Raw genomic sequence first — 22,903 nt, forward strand, 5'->3', positions numbered from 1 at the left:
ACTCCCGTCTTTGATGAATTCCGGCTCAAGGACGCGGGCAGAAACACGCTTCCGACACCCCTGGCGAATTTCTCTGCACATCGTGCTTGACCTTCCCATGATGGGAAGGTCCACCTATATGCGGAACAGAGGATTCCGCCATGAACCAGACCGTCAAACTGCCCCATATCGAACCGATCAGCATCCCCGTCGAAGGCATGACCTGCGCCTCCTGCGTGCGCCGCGTGGAAACCGCCGCCGCCAAGGTGCCGGGCGTGGCGACAAGCTCCGTCAACTTCGCGACCAAGAAGCTGACCGTCGAACCGACCGAGGACTTCTCACCCGAGGCGCTGACCGCGGCGATCGAGAAGGTCGGCTACGAAGTTCCCGCCGGCGCCATGCAGCGGGCGCTTCGGGACGCTGGCTACGCGGTGCCCGCGGCCGGCCCGCATGCCGGTCACGGCGCGCATGACCATGTGCACCAGGACCATGCGTATCATCAGCACGCCGGCCATGCCGCCGCCGATGAGCCAGCCGGTCATGACCACATGCATATGCATGGCGACGCAACGCTGAAGCGCGACCTTGCCATTGCCGCGATCCTCACCCTGCCGCTCTTCGTGCTGGAAATGGGCAGTCACGTCTATGATCCCATGCATCACTGGCTGATGGGCGTCATCTCCACGCAGAACCTCTATTACCTCTACTTCGCGCTGGCGACGGTCGTCATCTTCGGCCCCGGCTTCCGCTTCCTCAAGAGCGGCCTGCCGGCGCTTTTGCACGGCGCGCCGGAAATGAACTCGCTGGTCGCCGTCGGCGTGCTGGCCGCCTACGGCTATTCGCTGATCGCGACCTTCCTGCCCGGCCTGCTGCCGGAAAATGCCCGCTATGTCTATTACGAGGCCGCGACCGTCATCGTCACCCTGATCCTCTTCGGACGCATACTGGAGGCGCGTGCCAGCGGTCGCGCCAGCCAGGCAATCTCCAAGCTCGCCGGCCTGCAGGCCAAGACCGCCCGCGTCGAGCGCGACGGCAAGGCCGTCGACATCCCGACCGAGGAGGTCGTGGTGGGTGACGTGGTTGTCATACGGCCCGGCGAGCGCGTGCCCGTAGACGGCACGGTCATCGACGGCGCCTCGCATGTGGATGAATCGATGATCTCCGGCGAGCCCGTACCGGTTGCCAAGGGCGAGGGCGCCACCGTTATCGGCGGCACCATCAACAAGACCGGCTCCTTCCGCTTCCGGGCGGAAAAGGTCGGCCGCGATACCATGCTGGCGCAGATCATCCGCATGGTGGAGCAGGCCCAGGGCGCAAAGCTGCCGATCCAGACCATGGTCGACAAGGTGACCGCCTGGTTCGTGCCGGCCGTCATCGCACTCGCTGTCGTCACCTTCTTCGCCTGGCTCGTCTTCGGCCCCTCGCTCAGCCATGCGGTGGTCGCCGCCGTCGCCGTCCTCATCATCGCCTGCCCCTGTGCCATGGGGCTTGCCGTGCCGACCTCCATCATGGTGGGCTCCGGCCGCGCCGCCGAACTCGGCGTCCTCTTCCGCAAGGGCGATGCGCTGCAGGAACTGCGGTCCGTCGACATGGTCGTCTTCGACAAGACCGGCACGATCACCAAGGGCCAGCCGGAGCTGACCGATCTCGTCACGGCCGAAGGCTTTACCCAGAACGAGGTGCTGGCGCTCGTCGCGGCCGTCGAGGGGCGCTCGGAACACCCGATTGCCGAGGCCATCGTCCGGGCGGCAGAGGAGAAGGGGCTGGCCGTCGAGCCCGCCACCGGCTTCCAGGCAACCGCCGGCTACGGCATCGAGGCGGAGGTCGCCGGTCGTCGGATCGCCGTCGGCGCCGACCGCTTCATGGAAAAGCTCGGGCTTTCCGTCGCGTCCTTCGCCGAGGCTGCCGGCCGGCTGGGCGACGAGGGCAAGACGCCGCTCTATGCCGCCATAGACGGCAAGGTCGCGGCTGCGATCGCCGTTACCGATCCTATCAAGCCCGGCAGCGCCGCAGCGATCGCTGCGATGAAGGAGATGGGGCTGACCGTTGCCATGGTCACCGGCGACAACCGCCGCACCGCCGAAGCCGTCGCCCGCCAGGCAGGCATCGACCGCGTCGTGGCGGAAGTCCTGCCCGACGGGAAGGTCGCCGCCATCCATGAGCTTCGCGCCGGAGGCCGCAAGCTTGCCTTCGTCGGTGACGGCATCAACGATGCGCCCGCACTGGCCGAAGCTGATATCGGCATTGCCGTCGGTACCGGCACGGATGTTGCAATCGAAAGTGCGGACGTGGTGCTCTCGGGCGGCGCGCTCTCCGGCGTCGCCGATGCCATTGCCGTCAGCCGGGCGACCATCCGCAACATCAAGGAGAACCTGTTCTGGGCCTTCGGCTACAATGTCGCGCTGATCCCGGTCGCCGCCGGCGTTCTCTATCCGGCCTTCGGCATCCAGCTGTCGCCGATGATCGCCGCCGGCGCCATGGCCTTCTCCAGCGTCTTCGTCGTCCTCAATGCGCTGAGGCTGCGCGCGGTCAAGGTCAGTTAAGGAGAGATTGCGATGAACATCGGCCAGGCATCCGACGCCTCCGGCGTCTCCGCCAAGATGATCCGCTATTATGAGCAGATCGGCCTCATCCGGCCCATGGGCCGCACCGGAAACAATTACCGCGTCTATGGAGCCGAGGAGGTGCACATCCTCCGCTTCATCAAGCGTGCCCGCAATCTGGGCTTCTCGCTGGAGGAAACGGAGACGCTCCTGAAGCTCTGGCAGGACAAGGGCCGCACCAGCGCCTCCGTCAAGGAGGTGGCAGAGGTTCACATCGTCGATCTGGAGCGGCGCATTGCGGAGATGCAGGGCATGGTCAAGACGCTGAAGCATCTCTCCCATTGCTGCAGCGGCGACGACCGCCCCAACTGCCCGATCCTCGACGATCTGGCGGGTGTCGCTCCGGCTCCCGTCCGCGCGAAGAAACGTGCTTGACCCTCCCACTGTGGGAAGGTGCAGAAGGCAACAACAACAAAAGGAGACTGCTCGATGACCACCACTTTCAACGTCCCGGACATGACCTGCGGCCACTGCGAGAAGAGCGTCCGCTCCGCCCTTGGCGAGGCACTGCCGGGCGCTGCCGTGACCGTCGACCTCGACGCCAAGCGGGTCACCGTCGAAGGCGATGCCGCCCGCGCCGAAGAAGCGATCCGGGATGCCGGCTATACGCCGGAAAAGGCTGCCTGAGGCTCGCAAGGAGAAGCCGCCCTGCGGAAGCGATCCGGCAGGGCCGTGGGGGATCGCCCCCTCTCTCTGCTCGGACTTAGACCGGTGCGGCAGTTTTCAGGTGGGGGCGAAGGGCCTCCACGACCTCCTCCGGCTCGAACGGCTTGCTGAGGCAGGGGCTGCCCTGGAACCGCTCGGGAAGGAAGTGGCACTCGTATCCGGTCAGGAAGACGAACGGGATTCCCTCTTCTGCAAGACGCTCGGCGAGCGGGAAGACGTCTTCGCCGCCGAGTTTTACATCGAGTGTGGCAGCATCCACGCGAATGCGCTCGTTGTTCAGCAAGTCGAGTGCCATGCGCAGATCCGACACCGGCCCGACGATGTCCGCGCCGGCATCCTCGAAGGCATCCGTAATCATCGAAGCTACCAGATACTCATCCTCCACGACCAGGACCGCTTTTCCTGCGAAGGTGGTGTCGATCTTCTCTCGTCTCGTCTCCATTTTCTTGCCTCCGGTCTCTCCGGTTGCAGCCCGCTATGACAACCTGCTTTTGCGAGGATACGCAGAGGGAAGGGAGATCGTTCCCGTACGTTAGCGAACGGAGATAACCATGGGGCCTTTGAAACCGGCTCAAATAGTTCCGCGAACCGGAGGAGGTTTGCCTCCTTTCCGGCGTCAGTGGATTTTTTGATCCGTCAACCCATTGGAGCAACAACCTTCTTTGATGCGCAGGAGGCCCTGCGGCCAAAGCGGCCTTTCCTCCCGGTAGGTGACCTCTATATTCGCCCTATCGTCTGCAGACTAAAAAGGGCGCAGACGGCTGAGGGACCAAACGCGCTCTTGCCCCAATTTGGAGGCGCGCGATGGAAACTCCGCTCCAAACCACCATTTCCAACAAGCTGCTTTCGCTGCTGCCGCCCGACGACTTCGAGCGGATCAGCGGCAAGCTCGAGCATGTCCTGCTGCCGCGAGGAACTTCGATCGGCAAGTCGGGACAGCCGATCGACTACCTCTATTTCCTGACTTCTGGCATCGGTTCGATTGTTGTGGAAACGCCGGAGGGACACCGGGCCGAAGCGGGCATGTTCGGGTTTGACGGCTATGTTCCCACCTCGGCCGTGGCCGATGTGGAACTCCACGCCCATGACGTGAGCATTCAGGTGGATGCTGAAGCCTACCGGATGAGCTTTGCCGATTTCCGGCATGCCATGGAGACCAACCGGAGCTTTTCCCGCGTCGTCATCCGCGCCATGGAAGCCTTCTCGATCCAATTATCCTATACGCTCGCCTCGAATGCCATTCATGACGCCACCGAGCGGCTCGCTCGATGGCTGCTGATGTGCCACGATCGCGTTCCCGGCGACGAGATCGCCCTGACCCACGAATATCTGGCGGTAATGCTTGCTGTCCGCCGCCCGAGCGTCACGACCTCCCTCCATCTTCTGGAAGGCAGCGGCTTCATCAAATCGGAGAGAGGCAAGGTCATCGTCAGGAACAGACCCGGTCTCCAGGAGTTCGCACGGGATGCCTATGGGCGACCGGAAGAGGAATACCGGCGTCTGATGAAGGACTTGTTCTGAGCAGGATGGTGCAGCCGGCAGGTCCTCACCATCCATCAAGGGGGTCCCCGAAGGAGACGTCCCGTGTCGATGAAACGATACTACTTTCATATCCGCGATGAAGGCGGCACCGTGCTGGATGAAGAAGGGGAGGAACACCGGAGCCTTGAGGAGGCACGCCAGAGTGCTGTCGATGCCATCAAGGAACTCGCCGCCGCCCGGATCAGGACGGGCGAGGTGATCGGCAACACCTTCCTGGACGTCTGCGACGAAACCGACGCGGTGCTCAAGAGCATCTCGTTCCGGCAGGTGATTGAAGAGCAGTTGAAGCGCTGAGGGTCAGAACTCGCCGATCAGACGGCGGTACTCCTCTTCCGGCTTGCCATAGGCGGTTGCGGCGAATTCCTGCAGGCCCCGGCGGTCGCGGATGGTAATGCGTCCGCGCTCGGCCTGGATGAGCTTCCGGCCCTCCAGCACATGCAGTGCTGTCGTGACGCTCGGCCGCCGGACGCCGAGCATCAGCGAGATGAAGTCGTGGGTGAGCGCAATCTCGTCGCCGTCCACCCGGTCATGGCACATCAGCAACCAGCGCGCGAGCCGCTCGTCCACCTGGCAAGTTACATTGCACAATGCCGTAAACGAGATTTGGGAGGAGAAGGCTTGGATAAACCGCGCCAGCAGGTTGGAGAAGGTGGGGTGTTCCGGCAGCAGCGCCTTCGCCGCGTCGAGGGGCATCCGGAATCCGCGACCTTCCACCTGGATCAGCACCTGATGCACGCTGATCGTGCCGCCCACGCCGGCAGAGGTCGGTGCGAAGCCTTCGCGGCCGAACATGCCGGCCTCCGCGCGCTGCGCCTCGGCCGCGACGGTGACCACCGAACCGATGCCGCTGCACAGGAAGTAGACATGCTCGATCTGCCCATCGGCGCCGACGATCTCGAAGCCTCGCGGAAGCTTCACCGCCTCCAGGTGGTGCGATACCGCTCCGAACTCGCGTTCGGGCAACAGGGCTAGCAGTCGGTTTTGCGCGGCCGGGTGGTATGCGATGGACATTTTTCTCATTGATGTCGGGCGGAAGGTCCGGCCGCCATGCCCATGAGTCCCCTGGCGGTTCAGAATCGTATAGCACCGCGATTTTGCTGCGGATTTTGGGTACGGTGGCGGACAATCATGGCGCGTGCACGGCTGCTCTCCGGCGGCTTCCGGGGCTGGTGCGATCCTGACGATGCAGTTCTTGGTCCCCTAGCGTACAAAGCCACATCGCCCGATCATTTCCTGATAGCCTGTCATAAGCGTCGAACGATCTTCTCGACGGGCTCCTGCAGACATGGAAGGAGGTGCGGCATGTTGACGAGACAGGACGGGCTTCAGGTTGGTGTATTCACGCCTGATGATCTCGAACTGATGCGCAATGCCTTTCACCTTGCCTTGAGCTCGGAGAAAGGCCTGGATGGAAGCGACAAGGGCGAGGACCTAGGGCGCTCCATCATCCGGCTCTACAGGATGGGCCTTCACGAGCCCCAGAAGCTTGGCGCGGTGGCCGCGCTCATGACCTCCACGAGGCTGGTTCGCAATACCGGGCGCCTGCATATCTCGTGACCGGTTCGGGCCCCACGAGACAGCAGCCTCGCCGGCTGCCGTCCGCTAGATCCGGCTGAGGGGGCAGCGATGACCGACGACCAACGGATCCTGGGCGCACGCATTTCGGGAAGGGTGCAGGGGGTAGGCTTCCGTGCCTGGACACAGGGCCAGGCACGGAAGCTGGGTCTTGCCGGATGGGTGCGCAACGAACGGGACGGAACGGTCGCCGTCGTGTTCGCGGGTCCGCCCGCGGCGGTTGCCGCCATGGTGGAATGCCTGTGGCAGGGTCCGCCCGGCGCATTGGTTTCGGCCGTGGAGACCTGGGACGAGAAGCTGGCCGATCTGCCGCCGGAGTTCCGCGTCACGCGGTGACGCGGTCTTGTCGTCTGAGGCTTGAAATCCGCTGTTCGCAAATGAAAAGGGCCCCTGACGGAGCCCTTTTCGCATGCTTCTCGGGAAGGATCAGAACTTCACGCCAAGACCGACCTGTACGACGTGCTGGTCGAAGTCGACGTCGAAGCCGCCGAGGTCGCCTTCGCTGTAGTCGTTGTAGCGGTATTCCAGGCGTCCGAACATGTTGTCGGTGAAGGCGTAATCAACGCCGGCGCCAAGCGTCCAGCCGTGCAGGGTGTCGCTCTCGCTGCCGAGCGCGCCGCCGTCAACCTCGACATTGGTTGCCGTCCAGCCACCGGCTGCGTAGATCAGCGCGCGGTCCATCGCAAAGCCGACGCGGCCGCGAACGGAGCCGGAGAGGCCGGTCTGCCCATCGACGCCTGCAACGATTTCCTCTTCGTTCCAGTCGTAGTTGAGGTCACCCTCGATACCGGCGACGAAGCCGTTGGAGACTTCCCAGTTGTAGCCGGCGAAGGCGCCGAAGCGACCGCCGTCGAAGTCGCCGTCGCCGACGCCGTCAACGTCTGCGCTGCCCCAGCCGTAGCCGCCGTGGACACCGAGATACGGGCCGCTCCAGCTGAATGCGGCCGGCATTTCAACGGCAGCCGGTGCTTCCGGAACATATTCCACGGCGTCGGCGGCAAGAGCCGAGGTGGATGCCAGCATTGCAACGCTTGCTGCCAGGATGAGAGTTCTCTTCATGATGCGTCTCCTTACTCGAATGCGGATGCCCAAGATGTAGTCTATCTCACTGATAAAGCTGTAGCTGAATTACAACAGCTTTTTGTAAATGAGAAATGACAGTTTGTTGCCCCGGCCGTCCGTAGTTGATGATGGCGAAAGAACGAGCCGGAAGCCGCCGCGTTCCGCCGGTTCCGGCCCCTCGCATCAAACAAGTTCCGCTGTTGCGAAATTGCATCAGGCAGGTTGAGCCGCCAGGTCACCGCCGCACCGGCTCCGCCGACGGGAAACCAAGCAGCGCCCTTGTTTGTTGAACGGGCAGGAGTCCCCATATCCATGCCTGATGAGGCGAAGGAGTTTTCTCTTGTTCCAGTTCGATAATTCCTATGCGCGCCTGCCCGAGCGCTTCTACGCTTCGGTCTATGCGGAGCCCGTGGAGGGCCCGGTCCTCCTGAAGTTCAACGAGGGCCTGGCTGAGGAGCTCGGCATCGAGGCAGACGTGACCGACCCACAGCGGCTGGCCGCGATCTTTGCCGGCAATGTCGTACCGCAGGGTGCCACCCCGCTCGCCATGGCCTATGCCGGCCACCAGTTCGGTTCCTTCGTCCCGCAGCTCGGCGACGGACGGGCGATTCTGATAGGCGAGGTCATCGACCGGAACGGAACCCGCCGCGATATCCAGCTGAAGGGGGCAGGGCCGACGCCGTTCTCCCGCCGCGGCGATGGCCGTGCGGCACTCGGCCCGGTGCTGCGGGAATATATCCTCTCGGAGGCAATGCATGCGCTCGGCGTCCGCGCTACACGCGCGCTGGCCGCCGTCGCGACAGGCGAACAGGTCTATCGCGAGACGCCGCAGCCGGGCGCCGTCTTCGTGCGGGTGGCGTCGAGCCATGTGCGCATCGGCACGTTCCAGTATTTCGCCGCCCGACAGGATGTCGACGGATTGAGGACACTGGCCGACTATGTGATCGAGCGCCACTATCCCGAGCTTCGCGAGGTGGAGAAACCCTATCTGGAGCTGCTGCGCGCCGTCGCATTCGCGCAGGCCGATCTCGTCGCCCGCTGGCTCGGCGTCGGCTTCATCCATGGCGTGATGAACACCGACAACATGACGCTCTCGGGCGAGACGATCGACTTCGGCCCCTGCGCCTTCCTGGACGAATACGACCAGATGAAGGTCTTCTCCTCCATCGACCAGGGCGGCCGCTACGCCTATCGCAACCAGCCCGGCATCGCCCAGTGGAACATCGCCCGGCTCGCCGAATGCCTGCTGCCGCTGATCGACGAGGATCAGGACAAGGCGGTGCTGACCGCCAACCACGTGCTGAGCGAATTCGGCCAGCGCTTCCAGGCGGCATGGCTTTCGGTCTTCCGCAACAAGACCGGCTTGTCATCGGAGGAGGAGGGAGACGGCGAACTCGTCCAGGCGCTGCTCGCCGCCATGCAGGACGGCGAGGCCGACTTCACGCTGACCTTCCGGCGGCTCTGCGACGTCGCAGCCGGCGCGGGTGAGGAGGCCTTCCTCTCGTCCTTCAAGGAAAAGGACAAGGCAACCACCTGGCTCGAAACCTGGCGCCAGCGGCTCGAGCGGGAGAGGGCTTCGCAAGAGGAACGCGCTGCCGCCATGCGCGCCGTCAACCCGGCCATCATCCCGCGCAACCACAAGGTTGAGGAGGCGCTGGCTGCCGCCAACTACGGCGACCTCAGTTTCTTCAACAGGCTGCTGCAGGCGGTGGAACGGCCCTACGAGGATCGTCCTGAATTCGAGGCCTATACGGTCCCCCCGAAGCCGGAGGAACGGGTGCTGCAGACCTTCTGCGGCACGTGATCACGGCGTCGCGGTCGCGGTTTGAAAGCTTCCCTCGATCTTGCGCCCGACCGTGAGCGTCTGGACGAGGTTCGCCGGCAGCCGCTCGCGATAGGCTGCATCCGGCTCGGCACCCAGTGCGTCGAGCGTCTTGCTGAAGAAGCAGCGGACGGCGGCTGCCGCGGTGATGTCGAAGATTTCCGCATCGGTGAAGCCTTGCGCCTTCAGCCTGCCGACATCCTCTCGGGTTATGGAGGTGGCGTCGCGCACGACCTTGGCTGCAAAGCGCATCATTTCCCGCTCCGCCTCGTCGAGCGGAGCGTGAGCGCCGTCGGTGGCGGTGTCGGCCAGCTGGGTCTCGCTGAAGCCTTCGCGCAGCAGCACGGAGCCGTGCGCCAGCATGCAGTAGGATGACTTCAGTTCCCTGGCCGCCGCCAGCGTCACCAGTTCGTAGCGGCGCAGGCTCATGTGCCCGCGGATGCTGGCGAGCAGCGCCCCCCATTTTTCCATCACCTCCGGCCGGTGGCCGAAGATGCGGTACATGTTGGGCAGGTAGCCATAGCTCTCTTCCGCCGAGACATACATGGCGGCGGTGGCGTCGCCCGCTTCGGGGCCGGGGGTGGAGATGAAGGCCATCGGAACTGCTCCCCAAAACGGGAAGCATACCCCCAAAGCGCGGTCATGGGAATGCGGCCGGGGCTCTCCCCCGGCCGCGATCTTGTGCCCGCTTACGCCTTGCCCGGCTTCGCCCAGCCGAGCGCATGGTAAAGCGCGATTGCGCCGATGGTCGCCGTGCCGATGCCGTCGAGCGTGAAGCCGGCGACCTCGAGCTTGAAGTTGCCGGCACCGAGCACCAGAGCCACGCCAACGGTGATGAGGTTGCGCGGCTCGGCGAAATCCACCTTGTTCTCGACCCAGATCCGCCCCGCCGTTGCGGCGATCAGGCCGAAGACGACGATCGACAACCCGCCAAGCACCGGCCCGGGGATGGTCTGGATCAGCGCCCCGAACTTCGGCGAGAAGCCGAGCAGGATGGCGATTGCGGCCGCCACGAGGAAGACGAGCGTGGAGAAGATACGCGTCACCGCCATCACCCCCATGTTCTCGGCATAGGTGGTCATGCCCGTGCCGCCGAAGGAGCCGGACAGCATGGTGGCGACGCCGTCGCCGATGAAGGCGCGGCCGAGATAGGGATCGAGGTTGCGGTCGGTCATCGCGCCGATCGCCTTGATGTGTCCGAGGTTCTCCGCAACCAGGATGACGACGACCGGCGCAATCAGCGTGATCGCCGGAACCGAGAAGACCGGCGTGGTGAAGCTCGGCAGGCCAAACCAGGCGGCCGCGGCGACGCCGGAAAAGTCCACCGGCATACCCATCCCGAAACCGTTGGCGAGGACGAGATAGAGAAGGTAGGCGAGCGCGCCGCCAATGAGGATCGGCAGGCGGCGGGTCATGCCGGGGGCATAGACCGCGATCAGACCGACCGCCGCGACCGTGAGGATGGCCACCCAGCGCGACAGCTGGCTGCCGTCCGGGCTGTCCGGGCCGGTTCCGGACGCGCTGGCGATGGCGATCGGCGCGAGCACGAGGCCGATGGCGGCGACGATGGCACCCGTCAGCACCGGTGGCATCAGCCGCTCGATCCAGCGATGGCCGGCCGCCATGACGATCACGCCGATCAGCGCATAGAGCGCGCCTGCGACGATGATGCCGCCGAGCGCCAGGGCGATGTTCGGATTGGGCGCTCCGGCAGTCGCTGCGGTCGCGACCAGGACCGGACCGATGAAGGCGAAGGAGGAGCCGAGATAGCTCGGCACCCGGCCGCCGACGGCAATGAAGAAGATCAGCGTCGAGATACCGGAAAACAGGATCGAGACGTTCGGGTCGAAGCCCATCAGGATCGGCGCCAGCACCGTCGAGCCGAACATGGCGACGACATGCTGCAGGCCGAGCACCATGGTCTGCCCCGCCGGCAGCCGCTCATCGGGCAGGATGCGCCCCTCCGTCTTCAGCCGCCACCGCGGAAAATAACCGCCACTCTCGCCCATTGGTATGCCTCTTGCTTGTCCGTCTCGCTCTGCGCCGTCACGATCTGCGGCCGGCGCGCCGCAGACGTCGTTAGCGACAACGGCAGGCGCTGTCATTGGCGTGGAAGGATTACCCACAGGCGGAGGACCCTCCATGGGTGGCAGAATGCGACAAGTAATACCCGTTTCTTGCAGAGCCAATATTTTCAACAGATTGATGTAGCCAAGAATTATTGTACCTTTGGCCGGTGGAGGGCCAATGGCAAAAGCAGTCACAGTAGTGGTGAACCAAGATTCAGATGAGGCCGTCATTCAAGAACTGGCGAACTGTCTGCGCTCTAACGATAGCTTCTCCAAGCAACTACGAGATTTCGCAGATTGCCTGGAGAAAGAGCAGCGGGTCCACGGGATAAGCTGGCAGCCGAGCCCTGGGCAGATTTTGATATGCCACTTTGGCCTTGGTTTTCGTTCGCCTGAGATGGTGAAGACGCGACCTGTCGTAGTGATCTCGCCTAAAGTCAATCCTTGGACGAGGCTATGTGTGGTCGTACCTATTAGTAGCCAAGCGCCGGAACCTGTCCTTCATCACCATTATAGATTGCCCGACGGCATCGTTCCCGGCGACAAATATGAGCAAGCATGGATCAAGGGCGATACCCTGATGGCGGTAAGTTGCCATCGTCTTGACCGGATCAAGGTTGGCTTCAGAAATTACGTTGCGCCTATGGTCCCTGCTGAAGTGCTGAGGGAAGTCCGTCGTTGCGTGTTGCATTCGACGGGCATGCATTCATTGACCATTCATTGGTAGATGACTATATTCACGATGTTACCGCTTAGGCGGATTGAAAGACCACTTCGGTGGCAGGTCGTTGCGAGGGCGATAACAAGTCTGCAATGGCCTTAAGATAACCCCGCCGTAACTGGCGGGGTTTTCGTTTGCGCAGGTGGTGAGCGACACGTGCCATATCGCTTTTCTGCGCTAGTGGCAGCCACAAAAATCTGTTCGTGGGATGTCGGCGCGACGGGAGTAGCCTCGTCCTTGGGCTATCGATCGCCGATGGGCGTGCGATCCAGCTTCGAGAGGAGAGCGACATGGCCAAGAACACGATCTGCATCTGGTACGACAAGGACGCCGAGGAGGCGGCCAGCTTCTATGCGGCGACCTTTCCCGACAGTGCGGTCGGCGCTGTCACCCGTGCACCCTCGGACTTTCCATCCGGCAAGGCGGGGGACGTGATCGTCGTGGAATTCACGGTCGCCGGCATTCCCTGCATCGGGCTGAACGGCGGCCCGACCTTCAAGCACAGCGAAGCCTTCTCCTTCCAGATCATGACCGAAGACCAGGAGGAGACCGACCGCTACTGGAACGCCATTGTCGGCAATGGCGGGCAGGAGAGCGAATGCGGCTGGTGCAAGGACAAGTGGGGCATCTCGTGGCAGATCACGCCGCGCGTGCTGACCGAGGCGCTCGCCGCCGGCGGCGCGGAAGCCAAGCGCGCCTTTGACGCGATGATGACCATGCAGAAGATCGACGTTGCGAAGATCGAGGCGGCGCGACGCGGAGAGGCGGCATGACGGCGGGCCCCAAGGGCCCCGCCTCCTACTTCCCGTCAATCGAGAAGACCTATGGCAGGCCGATCGCCGAGTGGCAGGACGTGGTTCGAAAGCACTATCCGGCGGCGCACATGCAGCTCGTCGCCATCCTGAAGAACGAGCATGGGATGGGCCACGGCCATGCAAACGCGGTCGTGGCGCACACGCTGGCTCAGGACCGGCCGAAAGGTGCCTAGATATTCCGGTTCACGCCGCCTGCTGACGGGCGCGGGCGGCCTGGATTTCCTTCACCGGCGGCAGGCCGAACATGCGGCGGTATTCCCGGGTGAACTGCTGGACGCTCTCGTAGCCGACGGCAAAGGCCGCGCTGCTCGACGTCGCCCCTTCCGTTAGCATCAGCCGCCGCGCCTCGATGAGGCGGAGCTGCTTCTGGAACTGCAGCGGCGACAGCGACGTGATTGACCGGAAATGCTGGTGGAAGGAGGAGACGCTCATCCCGGCCACGGCGGCGAGTTCGTCGACGCTGATCGTCCGTGCGAACGCGTTGCGCAACAGGCTCACGGCGCGGCCGATGCGCTGCATGTGGCCGTCGGCGAAACCGAGCCGCCGGATCGCCGGTCCGTGGCGTCCGGCAAGCAGCCAGTAATGCATCTCGCGCACGAGTTGGCCGTGCAGCACGGGGATCGCCGTCGGACGATCGAGCAAACGCATCAGCCGCAGGGCGCAGTCCGCCACCTCCGCATTCGTCTGGTCCACCCGGACCGGCGCGCCGCCTTTATCCGGGACGTCCGACATCTCCTGCGTCAGTTCGGCGATGACCGCCGGATCGAGGTCGATCACTATGGAGAAATAGGGCTCCGCCACGCTTGCCCTGGTGATCTGGCTGACTGTCGGCACGTCGGCGGTGATCAGCATGGAATCGCCGGCCTGGAAGTCGAAGGAGCGCTCGCCCATCATCACATGCTTGGTTCCCTGCAGCACCAGACAGGCGAGCGGACGGGAGATCGCATACTGCAGTTCGCTACGGGCCGTCGTTCGGATCACCGTCAGGCCCGCAATCGGAGTTGCGGCCACCCCGGTGCGGTCGGCGTGGTTCAGCGTATAGCGGCGAACGGCATCGAGCAGGGTGTTGGTCATGAGCCTACCCTAAGGCAGCGGAGCGGTCGCGTAAACGGCATCTGGAGGATCAGGCAAAGAAGGCAGAGCTTCCGGCAACCGCAGGAGGGGAGGGACGATCATATTCCGACGGTCACCAGCCAAAGGAGTTCTGCCATGACAAAGATCGCACTCGTCACCGGTTCCAGCCGCGGCCTTGGCCGCAACACGGCGCTCAGCATCGCCCGCCGGGGCGACGGCGTCGTCGTCACATACCGCACCCGCGTCGACGAAGCCGAGGCCGTCGTTGCGGAGATCGAGGCGCTTGGTCGAAAAGCTGTCGCCCTGCAGCTCGACACCGGCGACGTTTCGGGCTTCCGGTACTTTGCCGAGGACCTGCGCGCGGCGCTGAAGAAGACCTGGGGCCGCGACAGCTTCGACCATCTGGTCAACAATGCCGGCCATGGCGACATGGCGATGATCGCCGATACCACCGAAGCGCAGTTCGATGCGCTGGTGAACGTCCACCTCAAGGGCGTTTTCTTCCTCACCCAGGCGCTGCTGCCGCTGCTCGCCGATGGCGGCCGGATCGTCAACCTGTCCTCCGGCCTGACCCGCATCTCCTATCCGGGCTTTGCCGCCTATTCGGCGATGAAGGGGGCGGTGGAAGTGCTGAGCATCTACATGGCCAAGGAATTCGGCGGACGCGGGATTGCCGTCAACAGCGTCGCCCCCGGCGCGATCGAGACCGACTTCCTCGGCGGCGCGGTCCGCGACATGCCGGACCTCAACAAGGTCTTCGCCGACATGACCGCGCTCGGCCGCGTCGGCGTGCCGGATGACATCGGTCCGATGGTCGCAAGCCTGCTCAGTGAGGACAATCGCTGGGTCAATGGCCAGCGGATCGAGGTCTCCGGCGGACAGGTGATCTGACCTGCCGAGAGTGAGGTTGAAGGAGCGCCTTGTCCCTCATTTGGGTTGGACTTGGCGCTCCCTCTCTGTCACAAGCCACCCGGGACGCGACTGCCGTTATCTTTAGAACGGGGTCGGGCGACCGATTGACGTCACGTTGCTGCCGCGAGATCACGCTGGCCGTCCCGCTTCAATGTCTTTCGTCGAACAGCTGCTAGCCTTGCGGGAACCACGCAGGCCTGCGGAACCTCTTGCAGCAGCCATTGTTGAAGCTCCGACCGACAGGAGAACACAATGATGCGCCTCTTGATACCCGCCCTTAGCGTTGGCCTCACCCTCGGATTGAGCGGCTGCACGACCGCCGGCGAACTGGAGCCGGTTCCCGGCAGCATCACCTATGGCGGCCAGCCGGCAACGCGGCTGACCAAGGCGCCGGTCGGAAGCACGGTCACCCATCGGTTCCGCGACCAGTTCAACCAGGAATGGGGCGAGCGCTACGTCATTCAGCCCGACCGGTCGCTGCGGCTCGTCAGCCGCTACCGGATCGAATATCCCGACGACTGAGCTTCTGCCGTCCGCAACCTCTCGCGCCGCGCATAAAGGCCAGGCGCCAATCCGATCCGCCGGCTGAAGGCGGTGCTGAAGGTGGTGGCGGAGCCGTAGCCGACGCGCTCGGCCACCTGCTCAAGCGGCATCTTCCCGCCGCGCAGCATGTCCTTCGCAACTGTCATCCGCCAGCCGAGAAGATAATCCATCGGGCTCACCCCCACCACGCGGGCGAAGCGTTCGAAGAAGGCCGAGCGCGACATGCCGGAGAGCCGGGCGAGTTCGGGCACCGTCCATGGGTGGGTGATGTCATCGTGCATGGACCGCAGCGCGTCCGCGATCCTCGCGTCCGCCAGCCCCCTCAGCAGTCCCGGTTCGGTTTCCTGTGCCGGGACCGCTCGAAGCGCTTCCACCAACAGGATTTCGACGAGGCGCTCGAGGATGAAGTCGCGTCCGACGCCCTCGTGTGCCGTCTCGTCGCCCACCAACCGCACCAGTTGTGACAGCCTTGGATTGCCGCGCACATGGATCATCGCCGGCAGGAGCGACACCAGCATTCCGGCATCCGGCGAACCGAAGCGGAAGTACCCTCCGAACTGCCGCATGTCCGGTGGTCCGTCGGGACGACCATAGCGGACTTCCGTCATCGGGAGGGTGGCCGTCTTCGGGTCCACATGCAGCGGAATGCCGGGCTCCAGACTGGACATGGTGAAGGCGGGAGTGCCCGGCAGCAGCACGAAATCGCCCTCTTCCACGATAACCGGAGGCAGTCCGTCCACCGCCAACCGGCATTCTCCCTGGGTCACGGCGCAGAAGCCCGGGTGGCCGAACTCAGAATAGCGGACGGCCCAGGAGCCGGCACCACTGATCCCCTTCGAGAACACGGCCTGCGGCTTCAGAAGCTGGATCAGCTGCGTGAGTGGATCGGACATCTGGACGATCACCAATGAAAGACGGACTTCATGTTGAAGATCGTCTTGGATACCGCTGCTAGAGGGGAGGCGTCAACGTCAAAGGAGATCGACATGAACACTGTCCTCATCACCGGATGCTCGTCCGGCTACGGGCTTGCAACGGCCCGGCACTTCCATGAGCAGGGGTGGCGCGTCATTGCCACCATGCGCAGACCTCAGGAAAGCCTGCTTCCGCAATCTGACCGTATCCGCCTTCTGCCGCTGGACGTCACGCGGCGGGAGAGCATCGAGGTTGCGCTACAGGAAGCCGGCCCGATCGACGTACTGGTCAACAATGCCGGCATCGGCGTGGTGGGCGCCTTCGAGGCGACCCCGATGTCTCATATCCGCAAGGTGTTCGACACTAATACCTTCGGCACCATGGCGATGACGCATGCCGTCATCCCGCAAATGCGGGAGCGCCGGTCGGGGATCATCGTCAACGTCACCTCCAGCGTCACGCTGGCGCCCATGCCGCTGACGGCCGCCTACACCGCCAGCAAGCAGGCGATCGAAGGCTTCACGGGCGCACTTGCCCATGAACTCGCCCATTTCGGCATAGGGGTGAAACTGGTGGAGCCCGGCTATGCGCCGACCACCCGATTTGCGGCGAATACCGACATCCCTGTCGCGGATCTTATCCCTGCCGCCTATGCCGATTTCGCGCAGCCCATCTTCGCAGGGTTCGCCAATCCTGCCCTCACGACCACGGAAGCCGATGTGGCGGCGGCGGTGTGGTGCGCGGCGAATGACAGATCGGACCGGCTTCGCTATCCCGCCGGCGCCGATGCTGTCGCACTTGCAGGGGCGGCTTAAACCCCGCACGACGCGAGGAACTTCCGGCGCGCTCGAGGCGTTGTGGGATCGAACCAAAGGAGAAAGAAGATGCTCAAAGGTATCGTGTTGTGGGCGATGGGTGTGCCCATCTTCGTCATCATCCTGCTCTACTTGTTCATCTTCTAGGATGAACCGCCGGGGCGGCCGTGGCGCAGGCTACGGTTGCCGTTCCGGGCCTAGGCAGGATGCCGGTCGATGCGCTTGAGGCTCAGTGCACGGACTCTTCGTCCGTGTCCTCGTCACCAAAAAACGAGTGGATGCCATCCTTCTCGGCGGTGGCGAGAAACTCTTCCCAGGCATCCTTGTCCGTCTCGAACGTCCCTTCCCAGGTGGTGACGTCTTCTTCCTGAGAGATTACCTCCAGCGTCCATCCGCCCTCGCTTCCGACCGGCCGATGGATGTCGACGAGCACGGTGATGCCATCGTCCTCGAATTCTCCTGAAAAATCCGAATATTCCAGCTTCGGCTCTTTGGCCATCGGGCGCTCCTTTGCGTCGGTTGCAGCGCTCCTGAACTGGCTGCGACTGGCATTCATGTAGCTGCTTGCCGCGCTTCGATCCAGCATCGTCGGTGCCGTGGAAGGATTTCTTCCCGCCACGCACCGATGCCTGCCGCATCCCCCATGCGGAAGAGGCTTACAACCGGCGCATTGGCTGGCCTTCCATCTGCGTAGGAACGCCATGGCCGAAGGGGCATGTCAACGGCTCCCTGACAGAAGTCTCGTTCCTCTCCGAGCGGAAGGCCGCCGAGCGTTCATAGGAGAGTTTTCTTAGCCGCATGATCGAGCCGAGCGGCTGGTGGGCCGCAAGCCCGTTCCAGGGGCTGAAAAGCATGCCGTCGTCGACCTGTCGCGACAGCTCCTCGCTCCAGGCCTGCTGAGGCCCCACAGTGAGGGTAGCGACGGTGATGAAGGGGCTTTTCGCCTCGTCCCAGGCATCGACGCCTTCGACCGGCATGGCGTCTAGATCCGTGCAGAGCTGCACCTGCAGGTGCCAGACCGCGGTTTCTCGGGTGAAGAATTCTTGCGTCTCGTGCCGGATGACATCCGGGTCCTTCCCGGTATCGACGGTGGTGCCGGTCAGCGCCTTCAGGTTGGCAGAGGCGGGGACGACGCCGATCTTGGCGATATAATCTCCGTAGCGCAGAGGCAGCTGGGCGAAGAAGCTCTCGCCGAGGATATGCGTCTCGGGGTTGCCGCCGAGCGCCTTCAGCGCCGCACTCTCCTTGCCCACGCTCTCAAGTGCGCCTTCGACCGTCTTGAAGACCTTGGAGATCACCTCCTTGGCGCTCTCCATGCGATCGGTGGTGGCGGCGAGAAGCCGTGCGTTCTGCAGGAAGGCCTTGCCCGAGGGCGAATTGAACTCCTTGCCGTTGACCATCACGAAGTCCTGGCTGGTGGATCGGGCCGAGCCCGGCAGGCGCGGGCCGTCCACGTTGAGGATCTTCAGCGCCATGCCGCGCGGGGTCGAGACGCTGTCATGAAGCAGGTCGCCGGGAGTGGTGGAGAGGCGGACCACGGCCTCGTAGCGTCCCGGTACCGCGAAAAGGCCTTGCGCCAGCTCCGGCGGCAGGTCGTCAAATACCTCCAAACTCGCCGCCAGCAATCCGTGGCTCTTGGCATGGACGGCGCGGATCGCGTGGCCGGAGTTCGCGTAGGTGGTCTCGCAGATCGAGATCATCGTTTCGGCGATCTTGCGGCTGGTTTCCGCTTCATCCGCCTCGAGCGTCTCGACGTCCGGCGTATACCGGACGGGGGGGATGGCAAGGCGGCTGATCATCTGACGGGAAGTCCTTCCATGATCTTGTCGATGGTGATCGGGAAATGCCGGTGGCGGGTACCGGTGGCGTGAAAGATGGCGTTGGCGACGGCAGCACCGACGCCGATGATGCCGATCTCGCCGAGGCCCTTGACGCCGATCGGGCTCGCCATCCTGTCCTCCTCCTCGATGAAGATCACGTCGATGTCGTGGACATCCGCATGGGCAGGGACGTGGTATTCGGCGATATTGTGGTTCATGATCCGGCCGGCCCGGTGGTCGATCATGCCTTCCTCGTGGAGCGCCATGCCGAGCCCCATGACGACGCCGCCGAGGATCTGGCTGCGGGCCGTCTTCGGGTTGATGATGCGGCCGGCGTCGATGGCGCTGACCACCCGCGTCACCCGCGGAACGCCTAGCTCGGCATCGATCCTGACTTCCACAAAGACCGCGGAATGGGTGTAGCTCGTGAACTTCTTGGCCTGCTCCTGATCCGGCGCCACTTTGCCGTGGCCTTCCACGGAGGCCATGCCGTGGTGGCCTAGGATATCGGCGATCGAGAGCCCCACCTGGTCGTTGCGATCGAGCACGAGGCGGTTATCGCGGATCGCCAGTTCCTCGACGGGAGCATTGCCGAAGGGATGATTGTCCATCTTCTGGGCCAGCGACAGGAGCGTCTTCCTGATCTCCAGGCAGCCGGCCTGGACGGCGGAACCGGAGGAGGCGGCAGTCCAGGAACCGCCTTCGACGGAAGTCTTCGGCAGGCTGGAATCGCCGATCAACACGCTGACCCGTTCGGCGCCCTGGCCGAGTTCCTGCGCCGCGACCTGGGCGAGGATCGTATAGGTGCCGGTACCAATGTCGGAGGCCGCCGCCATGACGGTGATCTTGCCGTCGGGGAAGAGGCGCACCTTGGCTTCCGCCTGCGTCAGCGTCGCTTCCCAGACGCCGGTCGCGACGCCCCAGCCGATCAGGTCGTTGCCGTCGCGCATGGACCCGGGTTCGTGGCTGCGCTTGTCCCAGCCGAAGCGTTCCGCGCCAACGCGGTAGCAGGTGTCGAGCTCCTTGGAGGTGATCTGCAGGTCGTCGTTCTGGTCATAGCTGACGAAGTTCTTCCCCCTGAATTCCAGGGGGTCCATGCCGACTTCGTAGGCCAACTCGTCCATCGCCGATTCCAGTGCGAGGAAGGCGGTGGCGGCACCGGGTGCGCGCATGTCGCCGGGCGTGGAAAGCGTGGTCTTTACAAGCTCGTAGGACAGCTTGACGTTGTCGCACTTGTAGGTGAGGCCGGACCAGTTCACGAGGTTTTCCTGGTAGTCCTCGTGGAGCGAGGTGGTCTGGATCGCGTGGTGGCGGACCGACATCAGCTGGCCATCGGCACTTGCCGCAAGCTGCATGCGCTGGATCGTCGCCGGCCGCCAGGTGAGGTAGAACATCTCGCTGCGGCTCATCTCGACCTTCACCGAGCGTTCAAGATCGAGGCTTGCCATCACCGCGAAGAACAGCTGGTGCTTGGGGCGAAGGCCGGAGCCGAAGGCGCCGCCGACATAGGCGTTGACGACGCGCACATCCTCTGGTTTCAGGCCGAAGACGTTGCAGACATAGTCGTGGCTGTTCTGCGAGCCCTGCGTCTTGTCGTAGACGGTCAGCGTGCCGTCCTCGTTGCGGATGGCGGTGGAGGCGAAGAGCTCCATCGGGTTGTGGTGCTCGCCCAGCTGCAGGTATTCGACGTCGATCTTGAAGGGCGCGGCCTCATACGCACGCTCTGCATCACCGCGCGGATCGGTCGGGCGCATCTCCTCCTTGCGCGCCTCCGGCGGCACATAGCTTTTCGCCCGCTCCACCGTGATGTCGGTATGCGGCTCGTCCGGATGATATTCGACGCGGATGAGGTCTGCCGCGTCGCGGGCGGCCTCGAAGCTTTCCGCCACCACGAGCGCGATTGGCTGTCCACCAAAGAGAATGCGGTCGTTTTCCAGCGGACGGAACGGGTGGCCGGGAAGCGCGACCTCGTCCTTCCACTTCTTGTCGCTCCGGGCGGCCGAGGGACGGTTCTTGTAGGTATAGACCTTGACCACGCCCGGATAGGCTTCCGCTTCCATGGTGTCGATCGAGGCGATGCGGCCGCTCGCGATGGTCGCCTGGGCGGCATAACCGAAGAGCATGCCGGGATCGTGGTATTCGGCGGCATAGGGGGCGGTGCCGGTGACTTTCAGCGGGCCGTCGATGCGCGGCAGCGGAAATCCGAAGACTGGTTTTTCGTTCAACATCTGGAACTCCTTCACCGGATCTGCTTGTCGGACTGGACCTGCGGCGTGCCGGCGGCGGCCTGCTTCAGCGCCCGGACGATGGCCTTGCGGGCCATGGGGATCTTGAAGTCGTTGTCGCCCTGGCCTTCGGCGCCGGCGAGCAGTCGGTCGGCGAGCGCGGCAAAGGTTTCTTCCGTGGCCGGCTCCCCGGCGAATTCGGCTTCCGCCAGGCTGTCGCGCCACGGCTTGTGGGCGACGCCGCCGAGCGCCACGCGCATGTCGACGATCATGCCGTCCTTGACGTCCAGTGCTGCAGCGACCGAGACGAGCGCGAAGGCATAGGAGAGCCGGTCGCGCAGCTTCAGGTAGCTGTGATGGGCTGCGAAGTGATTGCCCTCCAGCCGGATGGCAATGATGATCTCGCCGTGGCGCATGGTGTTGTCGCGCTCGGGGTGGTCGCCGGGCAGACGGTGGAAATCGGCGAAGGGAATGTCGCGCCGGCCTTCCGGTCCCTCGACCTCGACCACAGCCGCGAGGGCGCCGAGCGCCACGCACATGTCCGACGGGTGGGTGGCGATGCAGTGTTCGCTGGCGCCGAGGATGGCGTGGATGCGGTTGACGCCGCCGATCGCGCCGCAGCCGGAGCCGGGGTCGCGCTTGTTGCAGGGCGTCGAGGGGTCGTAGAAATAGTAGCAGCGGGTCCGCTGCAGGAGGTTTCCGCCGGTCGTGGCGGCGTTCCTGAGCTGCGGCGAGGCGCCGGCGAGGATGGCGCTGGCGAGCAGCGGAAAGCGCTCGGTGACCGCTGGGTGATAGGCAAGCGCGGCGTTGGAGACGAGCGCGCCGATGCGCAAAGACCCATCCGGCAGTTCCTCGATCTCCTTCAGCGGCAGGCGGTTGATGTCGACGATCGCGGCCGGGCGCTCGACATCATATTTCATCAGGTCGATGAGATTGGTGCCGCCGGCAAGCACGCGGGCCGTCGGGTCGGCGGCAAGGGCTGCCATGGCATCGCCGAGCGTTTCGGCACGGGTATAGGAAAAGGGCCTCATTCCGCAGCCTCCCGCATGCCGACTTCCACTTCCTGGTCCATGACGTCCTGGATTGCATCGGCGATATTGGTATAGGCGCCGCAGCGACAGAGATTGCCGCTCATCATCTCGCGGATCTCTTCGCGTGTGCGGGCATGACCCTCCCGAAGAAGGGCGACGGCGGAACAGATCTGGCCGGGCGTGCAATAGCCGCACTGGTAGGCGTCGTGCTCCACGAATGCCTTCTGCATCGGGTGCATCTCGTCCAGGGTGCCGAGGCCTTCGATGGTGGTGATGTTCGTGCCGTCGAGGGTGACGGCGAGCTTCAGGCAGGAGTTGATGCGCTCGCCGTCGATCAGCACTGTGCAGGCGCCGCACTGGCCGTGGTCGCAGCCCTTCTTCGTGCCGTTGAGCTGCATGGGGCCGCGCAGCAGGTCGAGCAGCGTAACCCAGGGGTGGATTTCGAGGTCGTGTCGGTGGCCGTTGATGGTCAGCGCAACCCGCGTCTTCGGCTGCGCATGTGCCGTGGCGATGTCCATGGAAAGCCCTTTCCGGAAAGTGGTGCCGTGGTAACGGAAGGGCTTTGCGATTGTTCCGGCCCGGCCTGGATCATCCCAGCGGGCGGCAACAGGAGACGTGGCGAGGGTAGCCGAATCGCTTTCGCGCCGGCGCCTGGGCGTTTCCAGAACTTTGCAGGGAACCTAGACTTTAGTATAGTGTTAACTGCGGCATCAC

Annotated in this window: 26 protein-coding genes; 14 read left to right on the plus strand and 12 right to left on the minus strand. The window is 64.0% G+C overall.

The annotated features are described in order from the left end of the window. Positions 1-140 precede the first annotated feature (140 nt). Genes FN060_RS14675 through FN060_RS14685 form a run of 3 tightly spaced genes read left to right on the plus strand, consistent with a single transcriptional unit; the run spans position 141 to position 3,209 of the window. Positions 141-2,522 (plus strand): heavy metal translocating P-type ATPase, encoded by a 2,382-nt coding sequence (locus FN060_RS14675; RefSeq protein WP_142588751.1) that lies wholly within the window; start codon positions 141-143, stop codon positions 2,520-2,522. 12 nt (positions 2,523-2,534) lie between these two features. Continuing rightward, positions 2,535-2,957: a Cu(I)-responsive transcriptional regulator gene (gene cueR / locus FN060_RS14680; RefSeq protein WP_142588752.1), complete on the plus strand. Its 423-nt coding sequence runs from the start codon at positions 2,535-2,537 to the stop codon at positions 2,955-2,957. A gap of 54 nt (positions 2,958-3,011) precedes the next feature. Continuing rightward, a complete protein-coding gene (locus tag FN060_RS14685; protein WP_052637563.1) occupies positions 3,012-3,209 on the plus strand; it encodes a heavy-metal-associated domain-containing protein in 198 nt (65 codons plus the stop codon). Between the two features lie 76 nt (positions 3,210-3,285). On the opposite strand, the gene FN060_RS14690 is transcribed toward FN060_RS14685, so the two are convergent. Further along, entirely contained in the window at positions 3,286-3,690 is a 405-nt protein-coding gene (locus FN060_RS14690; RefSeq protein ID WP_077547726.1) for a response regulator, read from the minus strand. A 362-nt stretch (positions 3,691-4,052) separates the two neighbouring features. Here FN060_RS14690 and FN060_RS14695 point away from each other — a divergent pair, with 362 nt between their 5' ends. Further along, a complete protein-coding gene (locus tag FN060_RS14695; protein ID WP_142588753.1) occupies positions 4,053-4,769 on the plus strand; it encodes a Crp/Fnr family transcriptional regulator in 717 nt (238 codons plus the stop codon). A gap of 69 nt (positions 4,770-4,838) precedes the next feature. Further along, positions 4,839-5,084, plus strand: coding sequence for a DUF6894 family protein (locus FN060_RS14700; protein WP_413037877.1), 246 nt, complete (start codon positions 4,839-4,841; stop codon positions 5,082-5,084). Positions 5,085-5,087: 3 nt separating this feature from the next. Here the strand turns inward: FN060_RS14700 and FN060_RS14705 are convergent, their stop codons facing one another. Then, positions 5,088-5,801 carry a Crp/Fnr family transcriptional regulator gene (locus tag FN060_RS14705; protein ID WP_142588754.1) on the minus strand — a complete coding sequence of 238 codons (714 nt, stop codon included), beginning with the start codon at positions 5,799-5,801 and terminating at the stop codon, positions 5,088-5,090. 291 nt (positions 5,802-6,092) lie between these two features. On the opposite strand from FN060_RS14705, the gene FN060_RS14710 reads away from it, so the two are divergent. Both FN060_RS14710 and FN060_RS14715 read left to right on the plus strand, forming a co-directional pair. Continuing rightward, complete coding sequence (locus FN060_RS14710) at positions 6,093-6,347, plus strand: hypothetical protein (protein WP_052637568.1); 255 nt, start codon at positions 6,093-6,095, stop codon at positions 6,345-6,347. A 69-nt stretch (positions 6,348-6,416) separates the two neighbouring features. Next, a complete protein-coding gene (locus tag FN060_RS14715) occupies positions 6,417-6,701 on the plus strand; it encodes an acylphosphatase (protein WP_077547731.1) in 285 nt (94 codons plus the stop codon). Between the two features lie 90 nt (positions 6,702-6,791). Here FN060_RS14715 and FN060_RS14720 read toward each other — a convergent pair whose 3' ends face one another. After that, the gene (locus tag FN060_RS14720; RefSeq protein ID WP_142588755.1) at positions 6,792-7,424 is read right to left on the minus strand and encodes an outer membrane protein; all 633 of its coding nucleotides are present in this window, start codon (positions 7,422-7,424) and stop codon (positions 6,792-6,794) included. Positions 7,425-7,746: 322 nt separating this feature from the next. Here FN060_RS14720 and FN060_RS14725 point away from each other — a divergent pair, with 322 nt between their 5' ends. Then, positions 7,747-9,231 carry a protein adenylyltransferase SelO gene (locus FN060_RS14725; RefSeq protein ID WP_142588756.1) on the plus strand — a complete coding sequence of 495 codons (1,485 nt, stop codon included), beginning with the start codon at positions 7,747-7,749 and terminating at the stop codon, positions 9,229-9,231. Here the strand turns inward: FN060_RS14725 and FN060_RS14730 are convergent, their stop codons facing one another. Next, positions 9,232-9,846 (minus strand): carboxymuconolactone decarboxylase family protein, encoded by a 615-nt coding sequence (locus FN060_RS14730; RefSeq protein WP_142588757.1) that lies wholly within the window; start codon positions 9,844-9,846, stop codon positions 9,232-9,234. 92 nt (positions 9,847-9,938) lie between these two features. Continuing rightward, the gene (locus FN060_RS14735) at positions 9,939-11,258 is read right to left on the minus strand and encodes a solute carrier family 23 protein (protein ID WP_142588758.1); all 1,320 of its coding nucleotides are present in this window, start codon (positions 11,256-11,258) and stop codon (positions 9,939-9,941) included. A 238-nt stretch (positions 11,259-11,496) separates the two neighbouring features. Here FN060_RS14735 and FN060_RS14740 point away from each other — a divergent pair, with 238 nt between their 5' ends. The 3 genes from FN060_RS14740 to FN060_RS14750 all read left to right on the plus strand — a co-directional run bounded on the left by FN060_RS14740 (position 11,497) and on the right by FN060_RS14750 (position 13,027). Further along, positions 11,497-12,045, plus strand: coding sequence for a type II toxin-antitoxin system PemK/MazF family toxin (locus FN060_RS14740; RefSeq protein WP_142588759.1), 549 nt, complete (start codon positions 11,497-11,499; stop codon positions 12,043-12,045). 284 nt (positions 12,046-12,329) lie between these two features. After that, positions 12,330-12,812, plus strand: coding sequence for a VOC family protein (locus FN060_RS14745; protein WP_142588760.1), 483 nt, complete (start codon positions 12,330-12,332; stop codon positions 12,810-12,812). After that, positions 12,809-13,027, plus strand: coding sequence for a DUF4287 domain-containing protein (locus FN060_RS14750; RefSeq protein WP_142588761.1), 219 nt, complete (start codon positions 12,809-12,811; stop codon positions 13,025-13,027). Before FN060_RS14745 ends, FN060_RS14750 begins: the two co-directional genes overlap by 4 nt. A 10-nt stretch (positions 13,028-13,037) precedes the next feature. Here FN060_RS14750 and FN060_RS14755 read toward each other — a convergent pair whose 3' ends face one another. Continuing rightward, positions 13,038-13,928 carry an AraC family transcriptional regulator gene (locus tag FN060_RS14755; RefSeq protein ID WP_142588762.1) on the minus strand — a complete coding sequence of 297 codons (891 nt, stop codon included), beginning with the start codon at positions 13,926-13,928 and terminating at the stop codon, positions 13,038-13,040. 135 nt (positions 13,929-14,063) lie between these two features. Here FN060_RS14755 and FN060_RS14760 point away from each other — a divergent pair, with 135 nt between their 5' ends. Further along, entirely contained in the window at positions 14,064-14,819 is a 756-nt protein-coding gene (locus tag FN060_RS14760; RefSeq protein ID WP_142588763.1) for an SDR family NAD(P)-dependent oxidoreductase, read from the plus strand. Positions 14,820-15,095: 276 nt separating this feature from the next. Next, positions 15,096-15,362, plus strand: a complete 267-nt coding sequence (locus FN060_RS14765) for a hypothetical protein (protein ID WP_142588875.1) — start codon at positions 15,096-15,098, stop codon at positions 15,360-15,362. On the opposite strand, the gene FN060_RS14770 is transcribed toward FN060_RS14765, so the two are convergent. After that, positions 15,335-16,276 carry an AraC family transcriptional regulator gene (locus FN060_RS14770; protein ID WP_142588764.1) on the minus strand — a complete coding sequence of 314 codons (942 nt, stop codon included), beginning with the start codon at positions 16,274-16,276 and terminating at the stop codon, positions 15,335-15,337. The genes FN060_RS14765 and FN060_RS14770 overlap by 28 nt on opposite strands. Positions 16,277-16,369: 93 nt before the next feature. Between FN060_RS14770 and FN060_RS14775 the strand changes: the two genes are divergently transcribed. Next, on the plus strand, positions 16,370-17,113 hold the full coding sequence (locus FN060_RS14775) for an SDR family oxidoreductase (RefSeq protein ID WP_142588765.1): 744 nt from the start codon (positions 16,370-16,372) through the stop codon (positions 17,111-17,113). 229 nt (positions 17,114-17,342) lie between these two features. Here the strand turns inward: FN060_RS14775 and FN060_RS14780 are convergent, their stop codons facing one another. The 5 genes from FN060_RS14780 to FN060_RS14800 form a co-directional block, all read right to left on the minus strand. Further along, positions 17,343-17,612, minus strand: coding sequence for a hypothetical protein (locus FN060_RS14780; RefSeq protein ID WP_142588766.1), 270 nt, complete (start codon positions 17,610-17,612; stop codon positions 17,343-17,345). A 157-nt stretch (positions 17,613-17,769) separates the two neighbouring features. After that, complete coding sequence (locus FN060_RS14785) at positions 17,770-18,912, minus strand: catalase family protein (protein WP_210310774.1); 1,143 nt, start codon at positions 18,910-18,912, stop codon at positions 17,770-17,772. Then, complete coding sequence (locus FN060_RS14790; RefSeq protein ID WP_142588767.1) at positions 18,909-21,161, minus strand: xanthine dehydrogenase family protein molybdopterin-binding subunit; 2,253 nt, start codon at positions 21,159-21,161, stop codon at positions 18,909-18,911. The genes FN060_RS14785 and FN060_RS14790 overlap by 4 nt, the downstream gene beginning before the upstream one ends. 11 nt (positions 21,162-21,172) lie before the next feature. Then, positions 21,173-22,189, minus strand: coding sequence for an FAD binding domain-containing protein (locus FN060_RS14795; protein WP_142588768.1), 1,017 nt, complete (start codon positions 22,187-22,189; stop codon positions 21,173-21,175). Further along, positions 22,186-22,707: a (2Fe-2S)-binding protein gene (locus FN060_RS14800; protein ID WP_077547743.1), complete on the minus strand. Its 522-nt coding sequence runs from the start codon at positions 22,705-22,707 to the stop codon at positions 22,186-22,188. The genes FN060_RS14795 and FN060_RS14800 overlap by 4 nt, the downstream gene beginning before the upstream one ends. Between the last annotated feature and the right edge of the window lie 196 nt (positions 22,708-22,903).

It is taken from the genome of Pseudorhizobium halotolerans, from assembly GCF_902153235.2.
Classification (GTDB): Bacteria; Pseudomonadota; Alphaproteobacteria; order Rhizobiales; family Rhizobiaceae; genus Neorhizobium; species Neorhizobium flavum.